Here is a 16380-nt window from a genome sequence, read left to right as displayed (position 1 = left end):
GGGTTGGCGCGCGTTTCACTCGAATCTGCTGTCTGGAAAATTGTCCCGCGGATTAGCGATTGTTGGAACGGCGTTTGCATCACCGTAATCGCAGTGCTGATTGCCGAGAATGCTCCCTTTACCTGAAGGAAACTTAGACGTGTCGACTCAAATGAAACCGCGCGAGATTCTGGTCCAAACCAATCATGGCCTGATCTTCACCGTAGTTGTTCCGCAAGAAAGCGAAGAAGCTCAATCGCCCGCTTCGATCGCTAACAGCCAGTTCGGGACGGCAGCGGAGTCGAGTCGCGGAGGGCAGCCGCGAACGGCGGCCGTGCGGAACGCTTCCTGACCCCAGTGGCTAAGACCCACATCGTTGATCGCCACCAACGGGGCAACTATGATTTGCATGCACTCTCTCCCAAGCGGTGCATCGCGACGATTGTCGGCACCAGCTGACGTTGCCGCGCACCGTCCCCACCGGAAATCGATCCATGCAAACCATCCCGCGCTTGCTTTGTGTCGCAGCGGTCGCCGCTGCGGCTTGCTGTTTCTCTGCTCTATCGGCTCACGCCGCCGGGCCCACTAAACATGTTGTTGTGGTCAGCCTCGATGGGCTCGCCGCCTATCTCGTCGACGATCCCAAAGTGCCCCTGCCCACGATCCGGCGGCTAGCCCGCGAGGGAAGCATCGTCGCCGGCGGCATGATCCCTTCGAACCCGTCGGTCACCTGGCCTAATCACACAACGCTCGTCACCGGTGCCCGCCCCGAAAAGCATGGCGTGTTAGCCAATGGAGTCTTGGTGCGAGGTCCGATCGGTGTGCCGACCACGATCGATTCGCGTCGCGACCAGAGCGATCTCGTTCGGATTCCGACAATCGTCGACGCCGCGCACGCTGCGGGGCTTTCGACCGCTGAGATCAATTGGCCCTGCACGCGCGGCTCGAAATCGTTCGACGATCAATTCCCCGATGTCCCCGACGCGTTGCAGCACAGCACGCCTCGGCTGCGCAAAGAACTCGTCGAACTGGGGCTGTTGACCGACGAGACCGATGCCTCGTTCCGCAAGCTGAGCACCGTCGGCCGCGATTACGTCTGGACCGAAGCGGCTTGCCATCTGATCCGCACGCGGAAGCCGAACCTGACGTTGATCCATCTGTTAAACGTCGACAGCGTCCATCATAACCGCGGCCCTCAAACGCCCGAGGGTTACACCGCCAACGCTTACGCTGACATGTGCCTTGCTCGGATCGTGGCGGCGATCGACGAGGCGGGAATCCGCGATCAAACCACGTTGATCGTCCTTTCGGATCACGGATTCACGAGAACTCCCAAAGCGGTCCGGCCCAACGTCTTGTTGCGTCAAGCGGGGCTGTTGAAGGCGGAGGCGGGGAAGATTCGCGAGGCGCAGGTGCATGTCGTTCCCGAGGGAGGCATCGGCCTGGTCTATTGCACCAACCCCGGCGAAGCGGCGCAGCAATCCGAGGCGTTTAAGAAGATGTTCGTCGGTCTCGAAGGCGTCGCCGACGTCGTGCTGCCCGACGGATTTGTTGAGATCGGTCTGCTGCATCCTCGCGAATACAACCAGTCTCCCGATGCGGTTCTTGTCGCCGCCGATGGCTATTCGGTTTCGGGCTCGGTCGATGGCGAAACGCTTGTCGCCAGCAATACCGAAGCGAAAACGGCGATCGGTTCGCACGGGTTCGTCTCGACGCTGCCGAAGATGAAAGCGCTTTGTCTGCTCTCGGGAGCAGGAATTCGCAGCGGTATCGAACTGCCGACGATCGAAAATATCGACATCGCCCCCACGATCGCTAAACTATTGGCGTTGGAATATCCTTACAGCGACGGCAAACCGTTGACCGCTGCAATGAAATAATCAACGCGACTACATATTTCCCTCCACTTTCCCACGGCAGACGATCCCACCATGCACACCCATTTCCACCGCATCTTGACTTTACAGCTCGCTTTTCTCGTGGCTCTTTCGCTTGCACCACGGTCGGCGACCGCGCAAACGCCCGACCCGATCGCTGCCTTGCAAGCGGCAGCGGTTGAAGCACGGGCTGCCGATTGGGGACATTGGGGCCCCGATCCGGACAGCTATTCCAGCTGGCGGAGTCACAGCAACCGGCTGATCCCGGTCTATTCGTTTGGAATGGATATGAAGTCGGTCTCGGGAGAGAATAGCGTCTACCGCGACGCAGCGGCGATCGAGCGACTGTACGGACAAGTGCCCGACGGGACGCTTAATCCGGCGGCGGAGTACTTCGACCAAACCGACGTCTATCGGCTGCAAAAATCGGCGGCCGAAGCGGGCAAGAAACGCGTGATCCTGTTTGTCTTCGACGGGATGGATTGGCATACCACGCGAGCGGCCGCGATCGCGAAGCTTGGCAAAGTCGCCTACAGCGAGGGGCGAGGCGAGGGGCTGGCGTTTCTCGACTACCGCGGTGCGAAAACCGATTACGGCTATTTCGTAACCAGCCCGCACAACGACGGCACTTCGGTGAGCGTCGACAAGCAACGCGTTACCAACCCCGGTGGGAAACTGCGAGGCGGTTACGACTTCCAACGCTGCGGCGATGCACCTTGGAAACCGATCACCGATGCCGAATATCCGATCGGCAAGAGCAAAGAACAACCGCACGCCTACACCGATTCGGCTTCTTCGGCGACTTCGCTGACCGCCGGCATCAAGACCTACAACAACTCGGTGAATGTCGATGCGATGGGACGCGAAGTCCTGCCGATCGCGCGAACCTTGCAAGAGGATGGCTTTGCTGTTGGCGTCGTGACCAGCGTTCCGATCAGCCATGCGACGCCCGCATGTGCTTACGCGAACAACGTCCATCGCAACGACTACCAAGACATCACCCGCGATCAGCTCGGCCGTCCATCGATCTATCATCCCGGCGGCCTTCCAGGGCTGGACGTTTTGATTGGATGCGGTTGGGGTATCGACACCGAGAAAGATGGTGCCCAGGGAAAGAACTTCGTCCCGGGGAACAAATATCTGACCGAGGAAGATCTGAAAGCGATCGATGTTGCCAACGGCGGCAAATACGTGATCGCACAGCGAACTCCGGGATCCGAGGGGCCTGAGGTTTTGTCGGCTGCGGTTGCCAAAGCGATCGCCGATAAGAACCGACTGTTCGGCTATTTTGGCGTCGGCGGAGGACATCTTCCGTATCAGACCGCCGATGGAAAGTACGATCCGGTCGCCAGCATCGGTGGCAGCAAGGTGCAAAAAGCGGAGGCCTACAGCGAAGCCGACGTGAGCGAGAATATCAATCTGCGACAGATGGCCGTTGCCGCGATGGAAGTGCTCGATTCTCGCAGCGACCGCTGGTGGTTGATGGTTGAATCGGGAGACGTCGACTGGGCCAGCCACTCCAACAACATCGACAACGCGATCGGTGCGGTCCACAGCGGCGACGATGCCTTCGAAGGCGTGGTCAAGTGGATCGAAGAGAACGGCGGATGGGAAGACACCGCTCTGTTCTTAACCTCCGACCACGGACACTATTTTCAGTTGACTCAGCCCGAAGCGTTGGCGAAAACAGCTCCGACGCCGTAGCGAGGAATCGCTGAAAACTTTCTTGGGATCAGCGGCGTGGCGTAAGGTCGACGCGGATCGCTCGGGTTACAATCATCGGCTTCATTAGCTCGAGCGTCGCGGCGCTCGGCGCAAAGAGAACGAGCCCTTTGGGAGAGATGACAGTGAAGCCTGGTCGAGATCTATTTTGTGGCTGTATGCCCGCCCTGATGACCCCCTGCGATTCCGTGGGCAATCCCGACTTTGACGCCTTGGTCCGCAAGGGACAGCAATTGATCGACGCGGGAATGTGTGCGGTCGTCTACTGCGGATCGATGGGCGATTGGCCTTTGTTGACCGATCAGCAACGTCAGGAAGGCGTCCGTCGGCTGACCGAAGCGGGAGTTCCCGTGGTTGTCGGCACCGGTGCTCAAAATCCCAGGCTTGCCGCCGCGCACGCCGCCCATGCCCAAGAGGTTGGTGCGGCTGGATTGATGCTGATCCCACGCGTCTTATCGCGAGGCAACTCTGCGGCGGCTCAGCGGCATCACTTTACCGACATCCTTCGCGCGGCCGATCGGTTGCCTGCGGTGATCTATAACAGTCCGTATTACGGGTTCCAGACGCGAGCCGATTTGTTTTTCGAACTCCGTCGCGAGCACCCTAACCTCGTCGGGTTCAAGGAGTTTGGTGGCGCCGAATCGCTCAGCTACGCCGCCGAGCATATCACCAGCGGCAATCCCGACCTGGCCTTGATGGTCGGCGTCGACACGCAGGTCTTCCACGGATTTGTTCGCTGCGGTGCCGTCGGGGCGATCACCGGCGTCGGCAACGCGCTGCCGAAACAGGTGCTGCGATTGATCGAACTCTGCCGCGCTGCTGCGGCGGGAGATGTCGACGCGCGGCGATTGGCACTGGAACTGGACGGCGCGATGGCGGTGCTGTCGAAGTTCGACGAAGGCCCCGATCTGGTTCTGTACTACAAATATCTGATGGTGCTGGAAGGTGATTCGGAATACGAACATCATTTCAATTCGTATGACGCGCTCAGCGACAGCCAACGCGCGTTGATCCATGAACAGTGGACGCTGTTTAAGAGCTGGTGGAACAACTGGCCCGGCGCGAAGCAATGAGCGTTGACGCTGCTGCGATCCGAGTGATCGATTCGCATACCGGTGGCGAACCGACGCGTTTGGTCGTCGAGGGAGGACCAGATCTTGGCGGCGGGCCGTTGCCGCAGCGAGTGGAACGCTTCCGTCGCGAAGCCGATCATTTTCGGACGATGATGTTGGCCGAACCGCGTGGCTTCGACGCGATGGTCGGAGCGTTGTTGAGCGAACCGAGCGATCCCTGTTGTGCCGCGGCAGTGATCTTCTTCAACAACCGCGGCTATCTGGGGATGTGTGGCCACGGGGCGATCGGTGTCGTTGCGACGCTGGCGTACATGGGCCGGATCGCGCCGGGGCGGCATCGTTTGGAGACGCCAGTCGGAATCGTCGCCGTCGAATTGATCAGTCCCAACCGCGTCGCGATCGAAAACGTTCCCAGCTACCGTTTGCGTAAATCGGTTTCGGTCGAAGTCCCCGGGATCGGAACCGTCCGCGGCGACATCGCCTGGGGTGGCAACTGGTTCTATCTTGTCGAATCGTCGCCGCTGCCGGTGGTGGCTGAAAACATCGATCGCTTGTCGGACGTCGCGCTACGGATTCGCAAGGCCTTGGTGGCGGCGAATATTACCGGAGCTGACGGAGCGGAGATCGACCACATCGAACTGTTCGGGCCGCCGTCGGTTTCGGACGCCCACAGCCGCAACTTTGTCTTATGCCCCGGCGGTGCCTACGATAGATCGCCTTGCGGAACGGGAACGAGTGCGAAACTCGCCTGCTTGGCGGCCGATGGGAAATTGGCTCCCGAGGTGCCGTGGATTCAGGAGAGCATCATCGGCAGCCGCTTCACAGCATCGTACCGCTCCGCCGACGACAACCGCATCGTTCCGCGGATCGTTGGCGAAGCTTATGTCTACGGCGAGACGCGGTTTATCGCTCAGCCGGGCGATCCGTTTCCCTACGGCATTGCGACGGCTTAATCGCCCGCAAACTGTCGGCAGCTCGGCTGTGGTGGTGATTGGAAACGGGATCTTCGAGAAATTGACGGCCGCCAGAATTTGACACCACGTTTGGGGCGAATTGCGATACAATACGCCCCCGTCGTTCTATCCCTCCAAATTGCCTACCTACACGCTTTCCGCCGCTGCTGCCGCCGAGGTTCTGATGATCCGTTCGTCCTCACGTCTTTGTCTCATTGTTTCCAGTTTGGTCTTCGCATTCTGGGCCAGCTCCGATTCCAACGCCCAGGACTGGACGCGGTTTCACGGCCCCAACGGTTCCGGCTACATCGCCGACGGCAAGATCCCCGATTCCTGGACTGCCGATGACGAAGCTTGGGCGGCGGAGCTGCCCGGCGGCGGGATCAGTTCGCCTGTCGCTTGGGGCGACAAGGTCTTTCTGCTGGCCGCCGATCCCAAGACGGCGGTTCGGCATGTGCTGGCATACCAGCTGAGCAGCGGAAAGCAGCTGTGGGATAAGACTTTCGATTCGGTGCCGCATCATTTGCACAAGCGGAATCGGTTTGCGGCCAGCACGCCCTGCTGCGATGAAAAGTTTGTCTACGTTGCCTGGTCCGAGCCGCAGCATACGACGGTCAGTTGTCTAACGCACGAAGGAGAGTTGGTTTGGCAGCGAGACCTGGGGCGTTGGCAGAGTCAGCATGGGTTTGCGACTTCGCCGATGCTGTACGAAGACTTTGTTATCGTCTTCGATTCGCAGCAAGCCAGACAACTGAAGCCCGGGGAGACGGCGGGGGAGAGCAAGATGGTCGCTCTGAACCGGCAGACAGGACAGATGGTCTGGGAGACGCCGCTGGAGACGACGAACGTTTGCTATGGGACTCCGTGTGTCTATCAGCCCGCGGGCGGGGCGGCTCAATTGGTCGACGCCAACACCGGCAACGGCTTGTTCGGACTTGATCCGAAGACGGGCAAAATGCTCTGGAATCTGAAAGTCTTCCGCTCGCGTTGCTGCAGCAGCCCGGTGGTAGCGGGAGATCTTGTGCTTGGCAGCGCTGGCAGCGGTGGTGGCGGCAATCACCTGGTCGCCGTGCGACCTGGCGAAGAACCGACCGAAGCCTATCGGGTGGAGCGGGGTGCGCCGTATGTTCCCACTTCGGTGGTCGTTGGCGACATGGCGTTTCTTTGTGGCGACAACGGCGTAGCAACGTGCATCGATGTGAAGAGTGGCGAACCGCATTGGACGCGTCGCATCGGCGGGACGATCTCGTCCTCTCCGATCGTGGTCGGCGACAAACTGTTGACGATCGATATGGACGGCAAAGCGACGGTTTTGCGAGCGGGCAAGAAGTTTGAGAAGCTTGGTACGGCTGACCTGCATGGCAACGTGCAAGCGACGCCAGCTTACACGCAAGGCTATCTGTTGTTGCGGTCGGAGAACCGGCTGACGGCGATTGGGCCCAAGCGATTGTAGGCCAGCCGGTTCGTGCAGGCTGAATCGAGGTGATCGAGTTTTTCGGTTTGCGATGACGGGCGGCGAAGCGGTTGTTGCCGCGTCACCGAATCGGGTGGTTTTAGGCGGTACAACCGTTGAATCGCTATCAACGCGTGCAACACGGCATCTATTTCGGGGCTTCGTAAAGAATGCCCATTTAAAGTTTGCACAACGGAAGTTGGCGCGCCGATATCTCACAAGCCGGACGAAAGGTAGGATGCCTTTCTGACGCGGAAACTGGAACGGATTCGGGTGTGGGGCCCGTCGATGTTCCATCCTTGGGTGATTAAACGCCACGGCGGAACGCAAAAGTTGCGTTCCGCCGTGTTTTTTTTGATCACCAATCGCGTCGTCCGCTGTCCTTCATGGGGGCAAGTTGGCAAATCACCCCGTCTGTTCGGGTGATAACGGTTTCCAGCCGATCAATTTGAAATCATCTGCCGGAAAAACCGCCCACCCCCTTTAACAAAATCGACATTTTGTAGAAGATACCGTTCCCGAAGCTGTCGCGTCTTAAACGTCGCATCAATGACAGCTTCTGGCAGCCCCTATAGCTCAGTCGGCAGAGCATACGACTTTTAATCGTAGGGTCCTAGGTTCGAGTCCTAGTGGGGGCATTTTGCCTATCTTCACCAGCGTTTTTCCGGCGGACAAGCCGCGATACGCTGGTTTTTTTATGCGCATCTGGGGCGAAAGCCCGCCAGCAGCCGATGAGTCAGCCGCTTCGGTTTCAACACCGTTGGGTCGCAGTGCTCGATGTGCATCAAGGGACGAGCGTTTTAATCTCGCTTCCAGCTAAGCGCGCAGTCGGCGCGGCGGCAATTGCAGTGCTCACCGCATCCGGATCGAACAGCCCTCGCTTGCCGATCAGCATGCTTGGTAATCAGCCCATCCCGAACCCACGCGTCCAATTGGGGAACGCTGCTACTCAGCAGTTCCGCGTACCGACGTCGATGTCGATCGATAAGGCGTGGCTGGTGGTTGATACGGCGTGGCTAGTGGCCCGCAGCCCGCACCAAGGGTTCCGCTCGCTTCGCCCACGTCGCAGGCAATCTCCGCGTTTTCCCATTTGGGGATCCCATTTGGGGACAGGCACGTTCTGATATGCGTTGCCTAGATTATTTGGCGGCTGCCCCCAACCCACCGGCAAGAAAAGCCAAAAGCAACCAAAAGGGGACAGGCAAGTTCCGGCGTGCATTGCCTCGATCATTTGATGCCTGTCCCCAAATGGCACTGCGATCCATTCGGGATCCGCGCGTTGGGACGCCGCATTACGGAGGTGCGCCGCTGCGCGACGACCTCCGGCTACCTTCTTGCATCCTTTCGGGATCGATCGTCGGGCTGAAGGCCTGGCAATTTGAAAATTAGCTCGGCGGGTTGTTGGCCCACGGAGTGCTTAGGGACAGACAGCTACTGAGACGTATTGAAGGCAATTACTTGCTATCGTCCCCGAAACGCCTACGCCCTACTTGCCTCGCGTCGACCGCTGTTTGAATCAATCGTCGATTCGATCGGCGATGATTTTTGCGGTTCTGGGATCGACGTGCAGCTCTCGTTTTTGTCGGTTCTTGAATGCTTCGACTTCCCAATAACGCCGTTCGAAAGACACCTCATCGATGTCGCTGTAGCCGTCATTTTCGGCGAGCGATTTCAAGACTTCCGACAACGGCAGCGCATCTTTGGCGGGGTGGTCGTCGGGATCGTCGCGGTGTTGGGATAGAATTTTTCCGGTGAAGCTGTCGACTGTCAGCTCATAAGCGACATCGTTCTGGCGGACTTCGACTTCCCAGTTACCATCATCCATCGAGATCTCGCTGAAAGGCTTGTACCCGTCCGCTTCAAGTTGCCGAACGATCTTGATCAGCGGCATACGACTACCGCCGGTCGACTGGGCATCGGTGAATTGAATTGGAATCAGTGCCAAGATGCCGGGGATTGCAAACAGAATCAACGCTTTCATTGTCTTCTCCTTCGTTGGATGAGTTGGCTTTATGTCGCAGGGAACCGAATCGCGGAATCGCTGGACAGGTCGATGACCATGTTGCGAATATTAGTCGCGGTAGATAAGTGCACTGTGAATTGAACTTAAAGTTCCCTTCATCACGCAGTTGCCTTAGGGGCGAGATGCCGCAGTGGACTTATGACACCGGCTTTCGCGACGTTCAAAACCTGGCTCTTTGGCAGCACTCGCTGGGCGCGGGGGATGGGAGCTGGCTGCAGCTTTGCCTCGCGACGCTCTTGATCCACCAGGCGTACGACATCGTGAAGTGTCATCGCCATTGGATCCATCGTGCGAGGATCGCGTGGTGCAGTACACAGAGATTGCAAAAACGAATTCAGGAGACGTCGCATGATTTCTTCCTTCGGGAGCGAACCAGATTCGAATTGACGTCGTGCGTCAGTTCGCGGCATCGGCAACATGTCGATGTCTGAAGGAAGTATCGCCAGGCGTTCTAAGACGACGATGAACTGAAAATGAATTCCAGTTTAGGTGGACGCAACTTTTGTTTTGCAACCGAGGAGATCGTGACGGGGGCAGCAAATACCGGTTGGGCGTGTGCTCAATCGGTGACTAAACCGGATGATTCGACGACTCGCTTTTCAAATCGATCGGTAGACGCACCGTAAAGCAGCTGCCATGGCCAAGTGTACTCTCCACCTGCAACGTACCACTAAGTGTCGTGGCGATACGGCTGGCAATCGCCAACCCAAGACCGTTACCAGAGATCCCTTTGCTGCGCGCGTCGCTGGAGCGAAAGAAGGGATCAAACAGATGTTGCTGATCCGATTCGGAGATCCCACAACCAGCGTCGGTGACACGAAGGACCACATGATTTGCGTCGTTGATCGCCTGTACTTCGATCGGGCTTCCGGGCGAGCTGTACTTTATCGCGTTGGATACGAGGTTCTCGACGATCCGCCCCAGCAGTGTCGACGTAGCTCTCACCGAGACCGATTGTTCTACGCTATTCTCCAGACGTAGATCCGCCCCGCGCGGCAAGTTGGTCCAGGTTGATGCACAGTCGTTCAACCAAGACGCGAACGCGATCGGCTGCATCGTTGGTGAAGCGGTGTCCCCTTCACTGCGAGCGAGAAACAACAAGGCTTCAACGATTTCTTGAAGTGAAAGCGTCTTGGTTCGCAGCAGTTCTAGGGTCGTTTTATATTCGTCGACCGATCGAGGTCGCCTTAACGTGACGTCGATCTGGCCGAGCAAGACGGTGATGGGAGACCGTAGTTCGTGAGCGGCATCTCCCGCAAAGCGACTTTGCTGCTCAAAGGCCGCCTGTTGGCGGTCGAGCAAATGGTTGAAGGTCGTTCCGAGTTCCGCAAGCTCGTCGCCAGTATCTTGCACGATTAGCCGTGTCTGAAAATCGGAGCCGGCGATCGATTGGGTTTGATCTGCCATCGCGGAAACGGGGCGGAGGGCATGCCGAACGATCCAGCGTCCGAGTCCCGCGGCGACGCACCATGCAGCCAGTGGCAACATCGTCACGAAGAACGTCAGCCGGGAAACGATGGCATCGCGTTTTGCAGTCGATCGGCCGACCACCACTATCAACTCGTCAAACTCATCCAGCTCGCGGTTCACGGCAAGCGGATGAGGGGCTGTCAAACGATGATAAAGAATCCTCTGTTGGCGTTTCGGTTCGATCTGCGCCAGCATCGTGCCGCTGGCTGCATTGCCAGCGGCCAACTGCATTGCCAGGGATGTCATCGCCTGGTCCGCACTACGCGACTTTTCGACAACTCGATTCTTGTCCCCGACAACGACCCAATGGATCTCACCGAAATCGTCGAACGAACCGAAAGAGACCGAATGCTCCAACGGTTGCCACTTAACTTCGGTATCCTCGATCTCCGCGACGGCAACGAAAGAGTTGAGAACCCCTTGCAATTCACGTTCGAACTGCGACTCGATTTGCCGCCGGGTTACGGAATAGAAGACCAGCGAATAGATCGTCAACGCAATCGCTAGGGCCACGAGAAAGTAGGCGGAAACTCGCGTGGTCAGCTTCATCCGTGCCCCGCGTCTTGCGATTCGAGGATATAGCCTTGCCCACGGCGTGTTTGGATGACGCGCGGCCCCAGCGATTCCAGCTTACGTCGTAGGTCTTTGACATGGACTTCGAGCGTGTTGGAAAGCCCGTCGAAATTTTCGTCCCACACGGTTTCATAGATTCGCGTTCGCGACAGGACGCGTCCGGGATGTCGCAGGAACATCGACAGCAATGAAAACTCTTTGGCTGTCAAATCGAGTGGCACGTCGGCGCGTGTGGCGCGTTGCTGAGCCAAATCGATACGAATGTCGCGGTACTCAAGATAGACGCTGTCGGATTGGCTGGGCCTTCGTAACAATGCCCGAACGCGCGCCAGCAGTTCCTCAAACGCAAACGGTTTGGTCAGGTAATCGTCCGCCCCGGCGTCCAACCCGGTGACTCGCTCGTTGACACCGTCGCGAGCCGTCAGAAACAGCACCGGCGTTGTCCGGTTTTTCTGGCGAAAACGCTGCAAGATTTGAATGCCGTCCTCCCCCGGCAACCACCAATCGAGGATGACCAGGTCCCAGGTTTCGGATTGCAGTCGCAACCAAGCGTGCCGTCCCTCTTGAGCCAGTTCCGCCGTATACCCCTCTTCGTTTAGACCGCGGATCAGGAAGTCTGATATCCCAGGATCATCTTCAACGACTAGGATACGAACACTCATTTGAACGATTCTCGGCGGAGGCGGTTATGCGATTGGAAACAGGCGGCAGCTGCATTATGCGTAGGCCGAGTGAGCCGCCAATGAGCCGTCGATAAAAAATTCTTTATGTTGGGCGATGTTGCTTCAGCCTTGGGGGGGGGGCATTTCCTGAACGATTCTGGTGCCACGGATCGATGGCCGAGGGTTTCGCGCGGCCTATGGAAGTCGATGTTCGCGTTGGAGATTGGATTGAGTGCGAATCCAGCCGACCAAACACGCCCCCAGGATTACGGCGGCAGTCACCACGGCGGAAACATGTACGATCGTAACAATACTGTGCATCCTCTTCCTCCAGCAAAGCAGAAAAACATCAAACCATCTGCAAGGAGTATCGCACTGCATGTTAATGACTGGCTGAGTCCGTTCTAAAGAATGGTTTATCCCCCCAAAAAAATCTCCTCTCCCTGTCGTTTTGACGGTATGGATTAGAGTGCCCTTCATTGCAAATCCCGAAAGCAGATCGCCGCTACCGCTTCCGATTAGGGACAGGCATCTTTCTGAGTGAGGTGAACGCGCTTCCGATTGGGGCCAGTCATCTATCTGACGGGCAAAACGGGGACAGGCATTTTTTGAAAAGCGGAGCAGGAAATCCAATTTCCGAAGGCTGCTACTGGACCGTTGTTGTCAGCAACGGGAGTTCCGTCGCTAACAATTTATTTGGCAGGGCTGATCTCTCCCAGAGCAGGACCTTTTGGCGAAGCGCCGACGCAATGGTAGCACAGACTGAGGAGACTCGGAGCGGGAAGGAACGGCAACGCTGCGCGATTTCAAGGGGCACATGCGGTCAATGGATTACCGGGGGCTTGGAGCCACGCCTGGAGGTATTGTCGAAAGTCGTGTTCTTGAGTGAATGAAAAAGGTGGCGCATCCTGTTGGAACTATCACCCTCCAACGGCCCGACGTGGGCAAAGGAATACGCCATGAATCAGACTAAAGCAGATCGAACCGACGTGCCAGTGGACAACCAGATCGATCCCGAAGTGGTTTCCTTTCGAGCGCAGTTCGACCAGCGAAGCCCGCTCGACGAGATTGTCCGCGAGGGAGCCAGACGCATGCTGCAAGCGGCGATCGATGCCGAAGTCGAAGCCTTTATCTCCTTGCACGCGGATCGAATCGACGAGCGTGGCAGAAGGCTCGTCGTCAAGAACGGCAGCCTGCCGGAGCGAAAAATCCTCACCGGTGCTGGCTCCATCGCGGTCACTCAAGGTCGAGTTCGCGACAACGCTCCGGATCGCAGCAAGCGAGTCACATTCTCGCCCAGCGTGCTGCCAAGCTACCTGCGCAAGACCAAAGCTATCGAAGAACTGATCCCTTGGCTGTACCTCAAAGGCATCTCCACGGGCGATTTGGGAGAAGCGCTTCAATCGCTCGTGGGCGAGCGGGCTGCTGGCCTGAGCGCGAACGTCGTCTGTCGTCTCAAAGAGCAGTGGTGCAGCGAGTACGACGACTGGAGCAAACGCGATCTCTCGGGTAAGCAATACGTTTACGTCTGGGCTGATGGCATTCACGCGAAGGTCCGACTGGAAGACGATGCCAACAAAAAGCAGTGCTTGCTGGTGCTAATGGGAGCAACTCCCGATGGGAAAAAGGAACTGATCGCCGTCCTCGATGGCTACCGTGAAAGCGAACAAAGCTGGAGTGAACTGCTCATCGATCTCAAGCAACGAGGCCTGAAGATGGCTCCGAAGATCGCCATCGGTGACGGTGCGTTAGGCTTCTGGGCGGCGATTCGGAAAGTGTTTCCCGAGACCCGCGAACAGCGCTGCTGGGTCCATAAGACGGCCAACGTTTTGAACAAGATGCCCAAGAGCGTGCAGCCCAAGGCGAAGGGTGACCTGCACGAAATTTGGCAAGCCGAGACGAAGGCCGAAGCGAACAAAGCGTTCGATCACTTCCTTGAAAAGTACGGTGCGAAATACGCTCCTGCATGCGCGTGCTTAATGAAGGACCGTGACGTGCTGCTGGCATTCTACGACTTCCCGGCGGAGCACTGGAGTCACCTCCGAACGACCAACCCGATCGAGTCCACGTTCGCGACGATCCGGCTTCGCCATCGAAAGACCAAAGGAAGTGGAACCCGGCGAGCAAGCTTGGCGATGATGTTCAAGCTCGCCCAATCAGCATCCAAGAAATGGAGACGCCTGAACTGCCACGAAAAGATCACTCTCGTCACCGAAGGGCGTTCCTTCAAAGACGGAATCATGCAGGATGAGATCGCCGCCTAATTCAATTTCTCAAAACACAACAATTGACAATTACTCGCCACGCCTGGCCGCGCCGCTTAGCTTCCTGAGCGAGACTTTCTGACGTGCCGGCAGCGCGTTTGAAAACTCGCCCGTAGCGTTTGATTAAGTTGCACCACGCGCAGGAATCCAGCCCGATGCGACGTAGGATCGGTGCAAGATCAGCGGGGATCGAAGCTCCAGTGCCGTTGCAGATTTGACGCCCAGTCCAATCGACTAATTCAAGGTACTTTGCCAGCGAGATCGACAGAAAGCCTTTGCAGCTTGCCCGCCTATGACTCCGTTCGATATCGGGCCCGGTCGGATCGTCACGTTCGTCAATTTCCAAAGGACTCATCCACCCGCTGATCTGCTGCTGGCTGGCTCGTTCCCAATCATGCAGATGCGTTCGACTCGCTGGCGTCAACTGAGCGATGTCGTCGATTCGCTCTTTGGCTCCGGTGAACTCGCTTGTTTCTAGTAATTCAGTCATCGCCGCGCGGATTGGATTTAGATCGACGTAGGCGGCGCAGGCAAGCACGCTCAACTCATCCAACAAGATCTGAGCCTTGAAACGTCCTTCCCAAAAGTGTCCGGTCACGTCATCTTCGGCATTGCTACGCCGGGCAATGTTCTCGGCGGTGCATCGCATCCACCAACTGATGTCCGAAAGGCGCCGCCGCCGCTGCGCGAGGATCTTTGGGGTGCCGACAATCATTTCGATATCGGCATCGCTAGGATCTGCCGGCGAACCATCGTCGTTACGCCGATTCGGAAACAATCGCAACCAACGACGTGCGATCTCTTCGTCCGACAACCCCGCGACAACATCTGGGCGGCTTCGCAAAACCAGGTGTAGATGGTTGTGCATGATCGCAAATGTCAGGCAGTCGATAGCAAAGCATGACGCCAAGAATTCGAGCCGTTGTCGGATCCAACCGCGACGATGTTCGAATGATTTTCCTGTCAGTGGATCCTGGCCACACAAGTAAGCTCTGCGTACGCAACGCTCGATACAATGCACGATCTGAACTTCCGCCGGATCGATCACCTCTCCACGCGTTTGGCGAGCCATCGCTGAATCCCTCCCCCATATCGAGCCAACATGCTATCGATTAACAACTCAGTAATTCTAGGCCTACTCGCTTTCTCAGGCAATTTTAATGAGTTTGCCACCAAGCTGAGCAATCACTCCACGAAGCGAATTTATTGAAGCCACGTTGTTTGGGCGTGCGCGAATCCAACGTGGCTAAGCACGCTGTTTCCAGTTGATATTCAGTGCCTGGCTCCAATCAATTATCCCGGCCCCAATACGGTTACCCTTTCTGAATTATGCCTGTCCCTAATCTTTGCCCTGCCTGTCCCCAATCTCTGGTCCCCAATCTCTGGATTCACGTTGGGATCGAACTTCGCGCTCGCTTGGCCCCGTGCGGTACTAACGCTTGCTAACCCGTTTGAGTATCGTTGTGCGTGTGGAGAGACTTGTTGAACTCCCCCAGCCTCTACCGCCACGCCAGGTGACTTGAGAACGGCTTTCCAGTTTCCCGACTTGGCGATTGCAGGCGTGAATCCGCTACTCAATTTATTGGAAGAACACGTCGATGACGTCACTTGTTGTTGGAGCAAGCGGGGCAACCGGCAAGCTACTCGTCGAACAACTGTTGCTTCGAGGGGATCGCGTTCGAGCGATCGTGCGGTCGTCCAACAAAATCCCTCCTTCGCTTCTGGAGCACCCACTGCTGTCGGTGATCGAAGCAAGTATCTCCGATGCAACAGATGAAGATATCGCAGAGTATGTCGACGGCTGCGACGCAGTGGCGTCATGTCTCGGGCACAACCTCACACTCCAGGGGATATTTGGGCATCCGCGTCAGTTGGTCACTCGAGCTGTTCAGCGATTGTCCGAAGCTGCCATGAAAAAGGGAGCGTCCAAGCCGATTAAATTTGTCCTCATGAACACCGCGGGTAATTCCAACCGCGATCTCGATGAACGCATTTCATTCGCTGAGCAGTGCGTGCTGACGCTTCTGCGTCGAGCTGTACCTCCCCATCTCGACAATGAACTGGCGGCGGAGTACCTACGAACGGCCATCGGCCAAAACCATTCGTCGATCCAGTGGGTTGTCGTCCGCCCCGATACACTCACCGACGAAGCGGATGTTTCCGATTACCACCCCCACGCCTCGCCAACGCGAAGCGCCATCTTCAACGCAGGCAAAACTAGCCGCATCAACGTGGCTCATTTCATGGCTGAATTGATTTCCAACGAAGACTCATGGAATCGATGGAAAGGTCAGATGCCAGTGATTTGCAACGCGTAGTGGCGACACAATG

The 16380-nt window shown here is 57.3% G+C and carries 12 protein-coding genes and 1 tRNA gene; 9 read left to right on the top strand and 4 right to left on the bottom strand.

Annotated features, from left to right (window positions below):
• Window positions 1-139: 139 nt before the first annotated feature.
• The 7 genes from CA51_RS14980 to CA51_RS14950 all read left to right on the top strand — a co-directional run bounded on the left by CA51_RS14980 (window position 140) and on the right by CA51_RS14950 (window position 7695).
• A complete protein-coding gene (locus CA51_RS14980; protein WP_145121933.1) occupies window positions 140-331 on the top strand; it encodes a hypothetical protein in 192 nt (63 codons plus the stop codon).
• A 142-nt stretch (window positions 332-473) separates the two neighbouring features.
• A complete protein-coding gene (locus tag CA51_RS14975) occupies window positions 474-1859 on the top strand; it encodes an alkaline phosphatase family protein (protein ID WP_145121931.1) in 1386 nt (461 codons plus the stop codon).
• A 51-nt stretch (window positions 1860-1910) separates the two neighbouring features.
• The gene (locus CA51_RS14970) at window positions 1911-3560 is read left to right on the top strand and encodes an alkaline phosphatase (protein WP_145121929.1); all 1650 of its coding nucleotides are present in this window, start codon (window positions 1911-1913) and stop codon (window positions 3558-3560) included.
• Window positions 3561-3697: 137 nt separating this feature from the next.
• Window positions 3698-4651 (top strand): dihydrodipicolinate synthase family protein, encoded by a 954-nt coding sequence (locus tag CA51_RS14965; protein ID WP_145121927.1) that lies wholly within the window; start codon window positions 3698-3700, stop codon window positions 4649-4651.
• Window positions 4648-5604 carry a 4-hydroxyproline epimerase gene (locus CA51_RS14960; RefSeq protein ID WP_145121925.1) on the top strand — a complete coding sequence of 319 codons (957 nt, stop codon included), beginning with the start codon at window positions 4648-4650 and terminating at the stop codon, window positions 5602-5604. Before CA51_RS14965 ends, CA51_RS14960 begins: the two co-directional genes overlap by 4 nt.
• 139 nt (window positions 5605-5743) lie before the next feature.
• A complete protein-coding gene (locus CA51_RS14955) occupies window positions 5744-7057 on the top strand; it encodes an outer membrane protein assembly factor BamB family protein (RefSeq protein ID WP_145121922.1) in 1314 nt (437 codons plus the stop codon).
• A gap of 565 nt (window positions 7058-7622) precedes the next feature.
• Window positions 7623-7695 (top strand) — tRNA-Lys (locus CA51_RS14950).
• Between the two features lie 878 nt (window positions 7696-8573).
• Here CA51_RS14950 and CA51_RS14945 read toward each other — a convergent pair.
• The 3 genes from CA51_RS14945 to CA51_RS14935 all read right to left on the bottom strand — a co-directional run bounded on the left by CA51_RS14945 (window position 8574) and on the right by CA51_RS14935 (window position 11785).
• On the bottom strand, window positions 8574-9038 hold the full coding sequence (locus CA51_RS14945; protein WP_145121920.1) for a PepSY domain-containing protein: 465 nt from the start codon (window positions 9036-9038) through the stop codon (window positions 8574-8576).
• Window positions 9039-9650: 612 nt separating this feature from the next.
• Window positions 9651-11099, bottom strand: coding sequence for a sensor histidine kinase (locus tag CA51_RS14940; RefSeq protein ID WP_145121918.1), 1449 nt, complete (start codon window positions 11097-11099; stop codon window positions 9651-9653).
• Entirely contained in the window at window positions 11096-11785 is a 690-nt protein-coding gene (locus CA51_RS14935) for a response regulator transcription factor (RefSeq protein WP_145121916.1), read from the bottom strand. Before CA51_RS14935 ends, CA51_RS14940 begins: the two co-directional genes overlap by 4 nt.
• Window positions 11786-12744: 959 nt before the next feature.
• On the opposite strand from CA51_RS14935, the gene CA51_RS14930 reads away from it, so the two are divergent.
• Window positions 12745-14049, top strand: coding sequence for an IS256 family transposase (locus tag CA51_RS14930; RefSeq protein WP_231745712.1), 1305 nt, complete (start codon window positions 12745-12747; stop codon window positions 14047-14049).
• Between the two features lies 1 nt (window position 14050).
• Here CA51_RS14930 and CA51_RS14925 read toward each other — a convergent pair whose 3' ends face one another.
• Window positions 14051-14917, bottom strand: a complete 867-nt coding sequence (locus CA51_RS14925) for a hypothetical protein (RefSeq protein ID WP_231745711.1) — start codon at window positions 14915-14917, stop codon at window positions 14051-14053.
• A 730-nt stretch (window positions 14918-15647) separates the two neighbouring features.
• Between CA51_RS14925 and CA51_RS14920 the strand changes: the two genes are divergently transcribed.
• Window positions 15648-16367, top strand: coding sequence for an NAD(P)-dependent oxidoreductase (locus CA51_RS14920; protein ID WP_145121904.1), 720 nt, complete (start codon window positions 15648-15650; stop codon window positions 16365-16367).
• The last annotated feature ends 13 nt before the right edge of the window (window positions 16368-16380 follow it).

This window comes from Rosistilla oblonga (genome assembly GCF_007751715.1).
GTDB classification, from domain to species: Bacteria; Planctomycetota; Planctomycetia; order Pirellulales; family Pirellulaceae; genus Rosistilla; species Rosistilla oblonga.
Note: the sequence above shows the minus strand (reverse complement) of the source record. Positions and strands in the feature narration are given on the sequence as shown.

Bases quoted from the DNA above. Each gene is read 5' to 3' on its own strand.
- CA51_RS14960 (WP_145121925.1), top strand. From the start codon at position 4,648: ATGAGCGTTGACGCTGCTGCGATCCGAGTGATCGATTCGCATACCGGT.
- CA51_RS14975 (WP_145121931.1), top strand. From the start codon at position 474: ATGCAAACCATCCCGCGCTTGCTTTGTGTCGCAGCGGTCGCCGCTGCG.
- CA51_RS14925 (WP_231745711.1), bottom strand. From the start codon at position 14,917: ATGCACAACCATCTACACCTGGTTTTGCGAAGCCGCCCAGATGTTGTC.
- CA51_RS14940 (WP_145121918.1), bottom strand. From the start codon at position 11,099: ATGAAGCTGACCACGCGAGTTTCCGCCTACTTTCTCGTGGCCCTAGCG.
- CA51_RS14945 (WP_145121920.1), bottom strand. From the start codon at position 9,038: ATGAAAGCGTTGATTCTGTTTGCAATCCCCGGCATCTTGGCACTGATT.
- CA51_RS14965 (WP_145121927.1), top strand. From the start codon at position 3,698: ATGACAGTGAAGCCTGGTCGAGATCTATTTTGTGGCTGTATGCCCGCC.
- CA51_RS14930 (WP_231745712.1), top strand. From the start codon at position 12,745: ATGAATCAGACTAAAGCAGATCGAACCGACGTGCCAGTGGACAACCAG.
- CA51_RS14970 (WP_145121929.1), top strand. From the start codon at position 1,911: ATGCACACCCATTTCCACCGCATCTTGACTTTACAGCTCGCTTTTCTC.
- CA51_RS14920 (WP_145121904.1), top strand. From the start codon at position 15,648: ATGACGTCACTTGTTGTTGGAGCAAGCGGGGCAACCGGCAAGCTACTC.
- CA51_RS14935 (WP_145121916.1), bottom strand. From the start codon at position 11,785: ATGAGTGTTCGTATCCTAGTCGTTGAAGATGATCCTGGGATATCAGAC.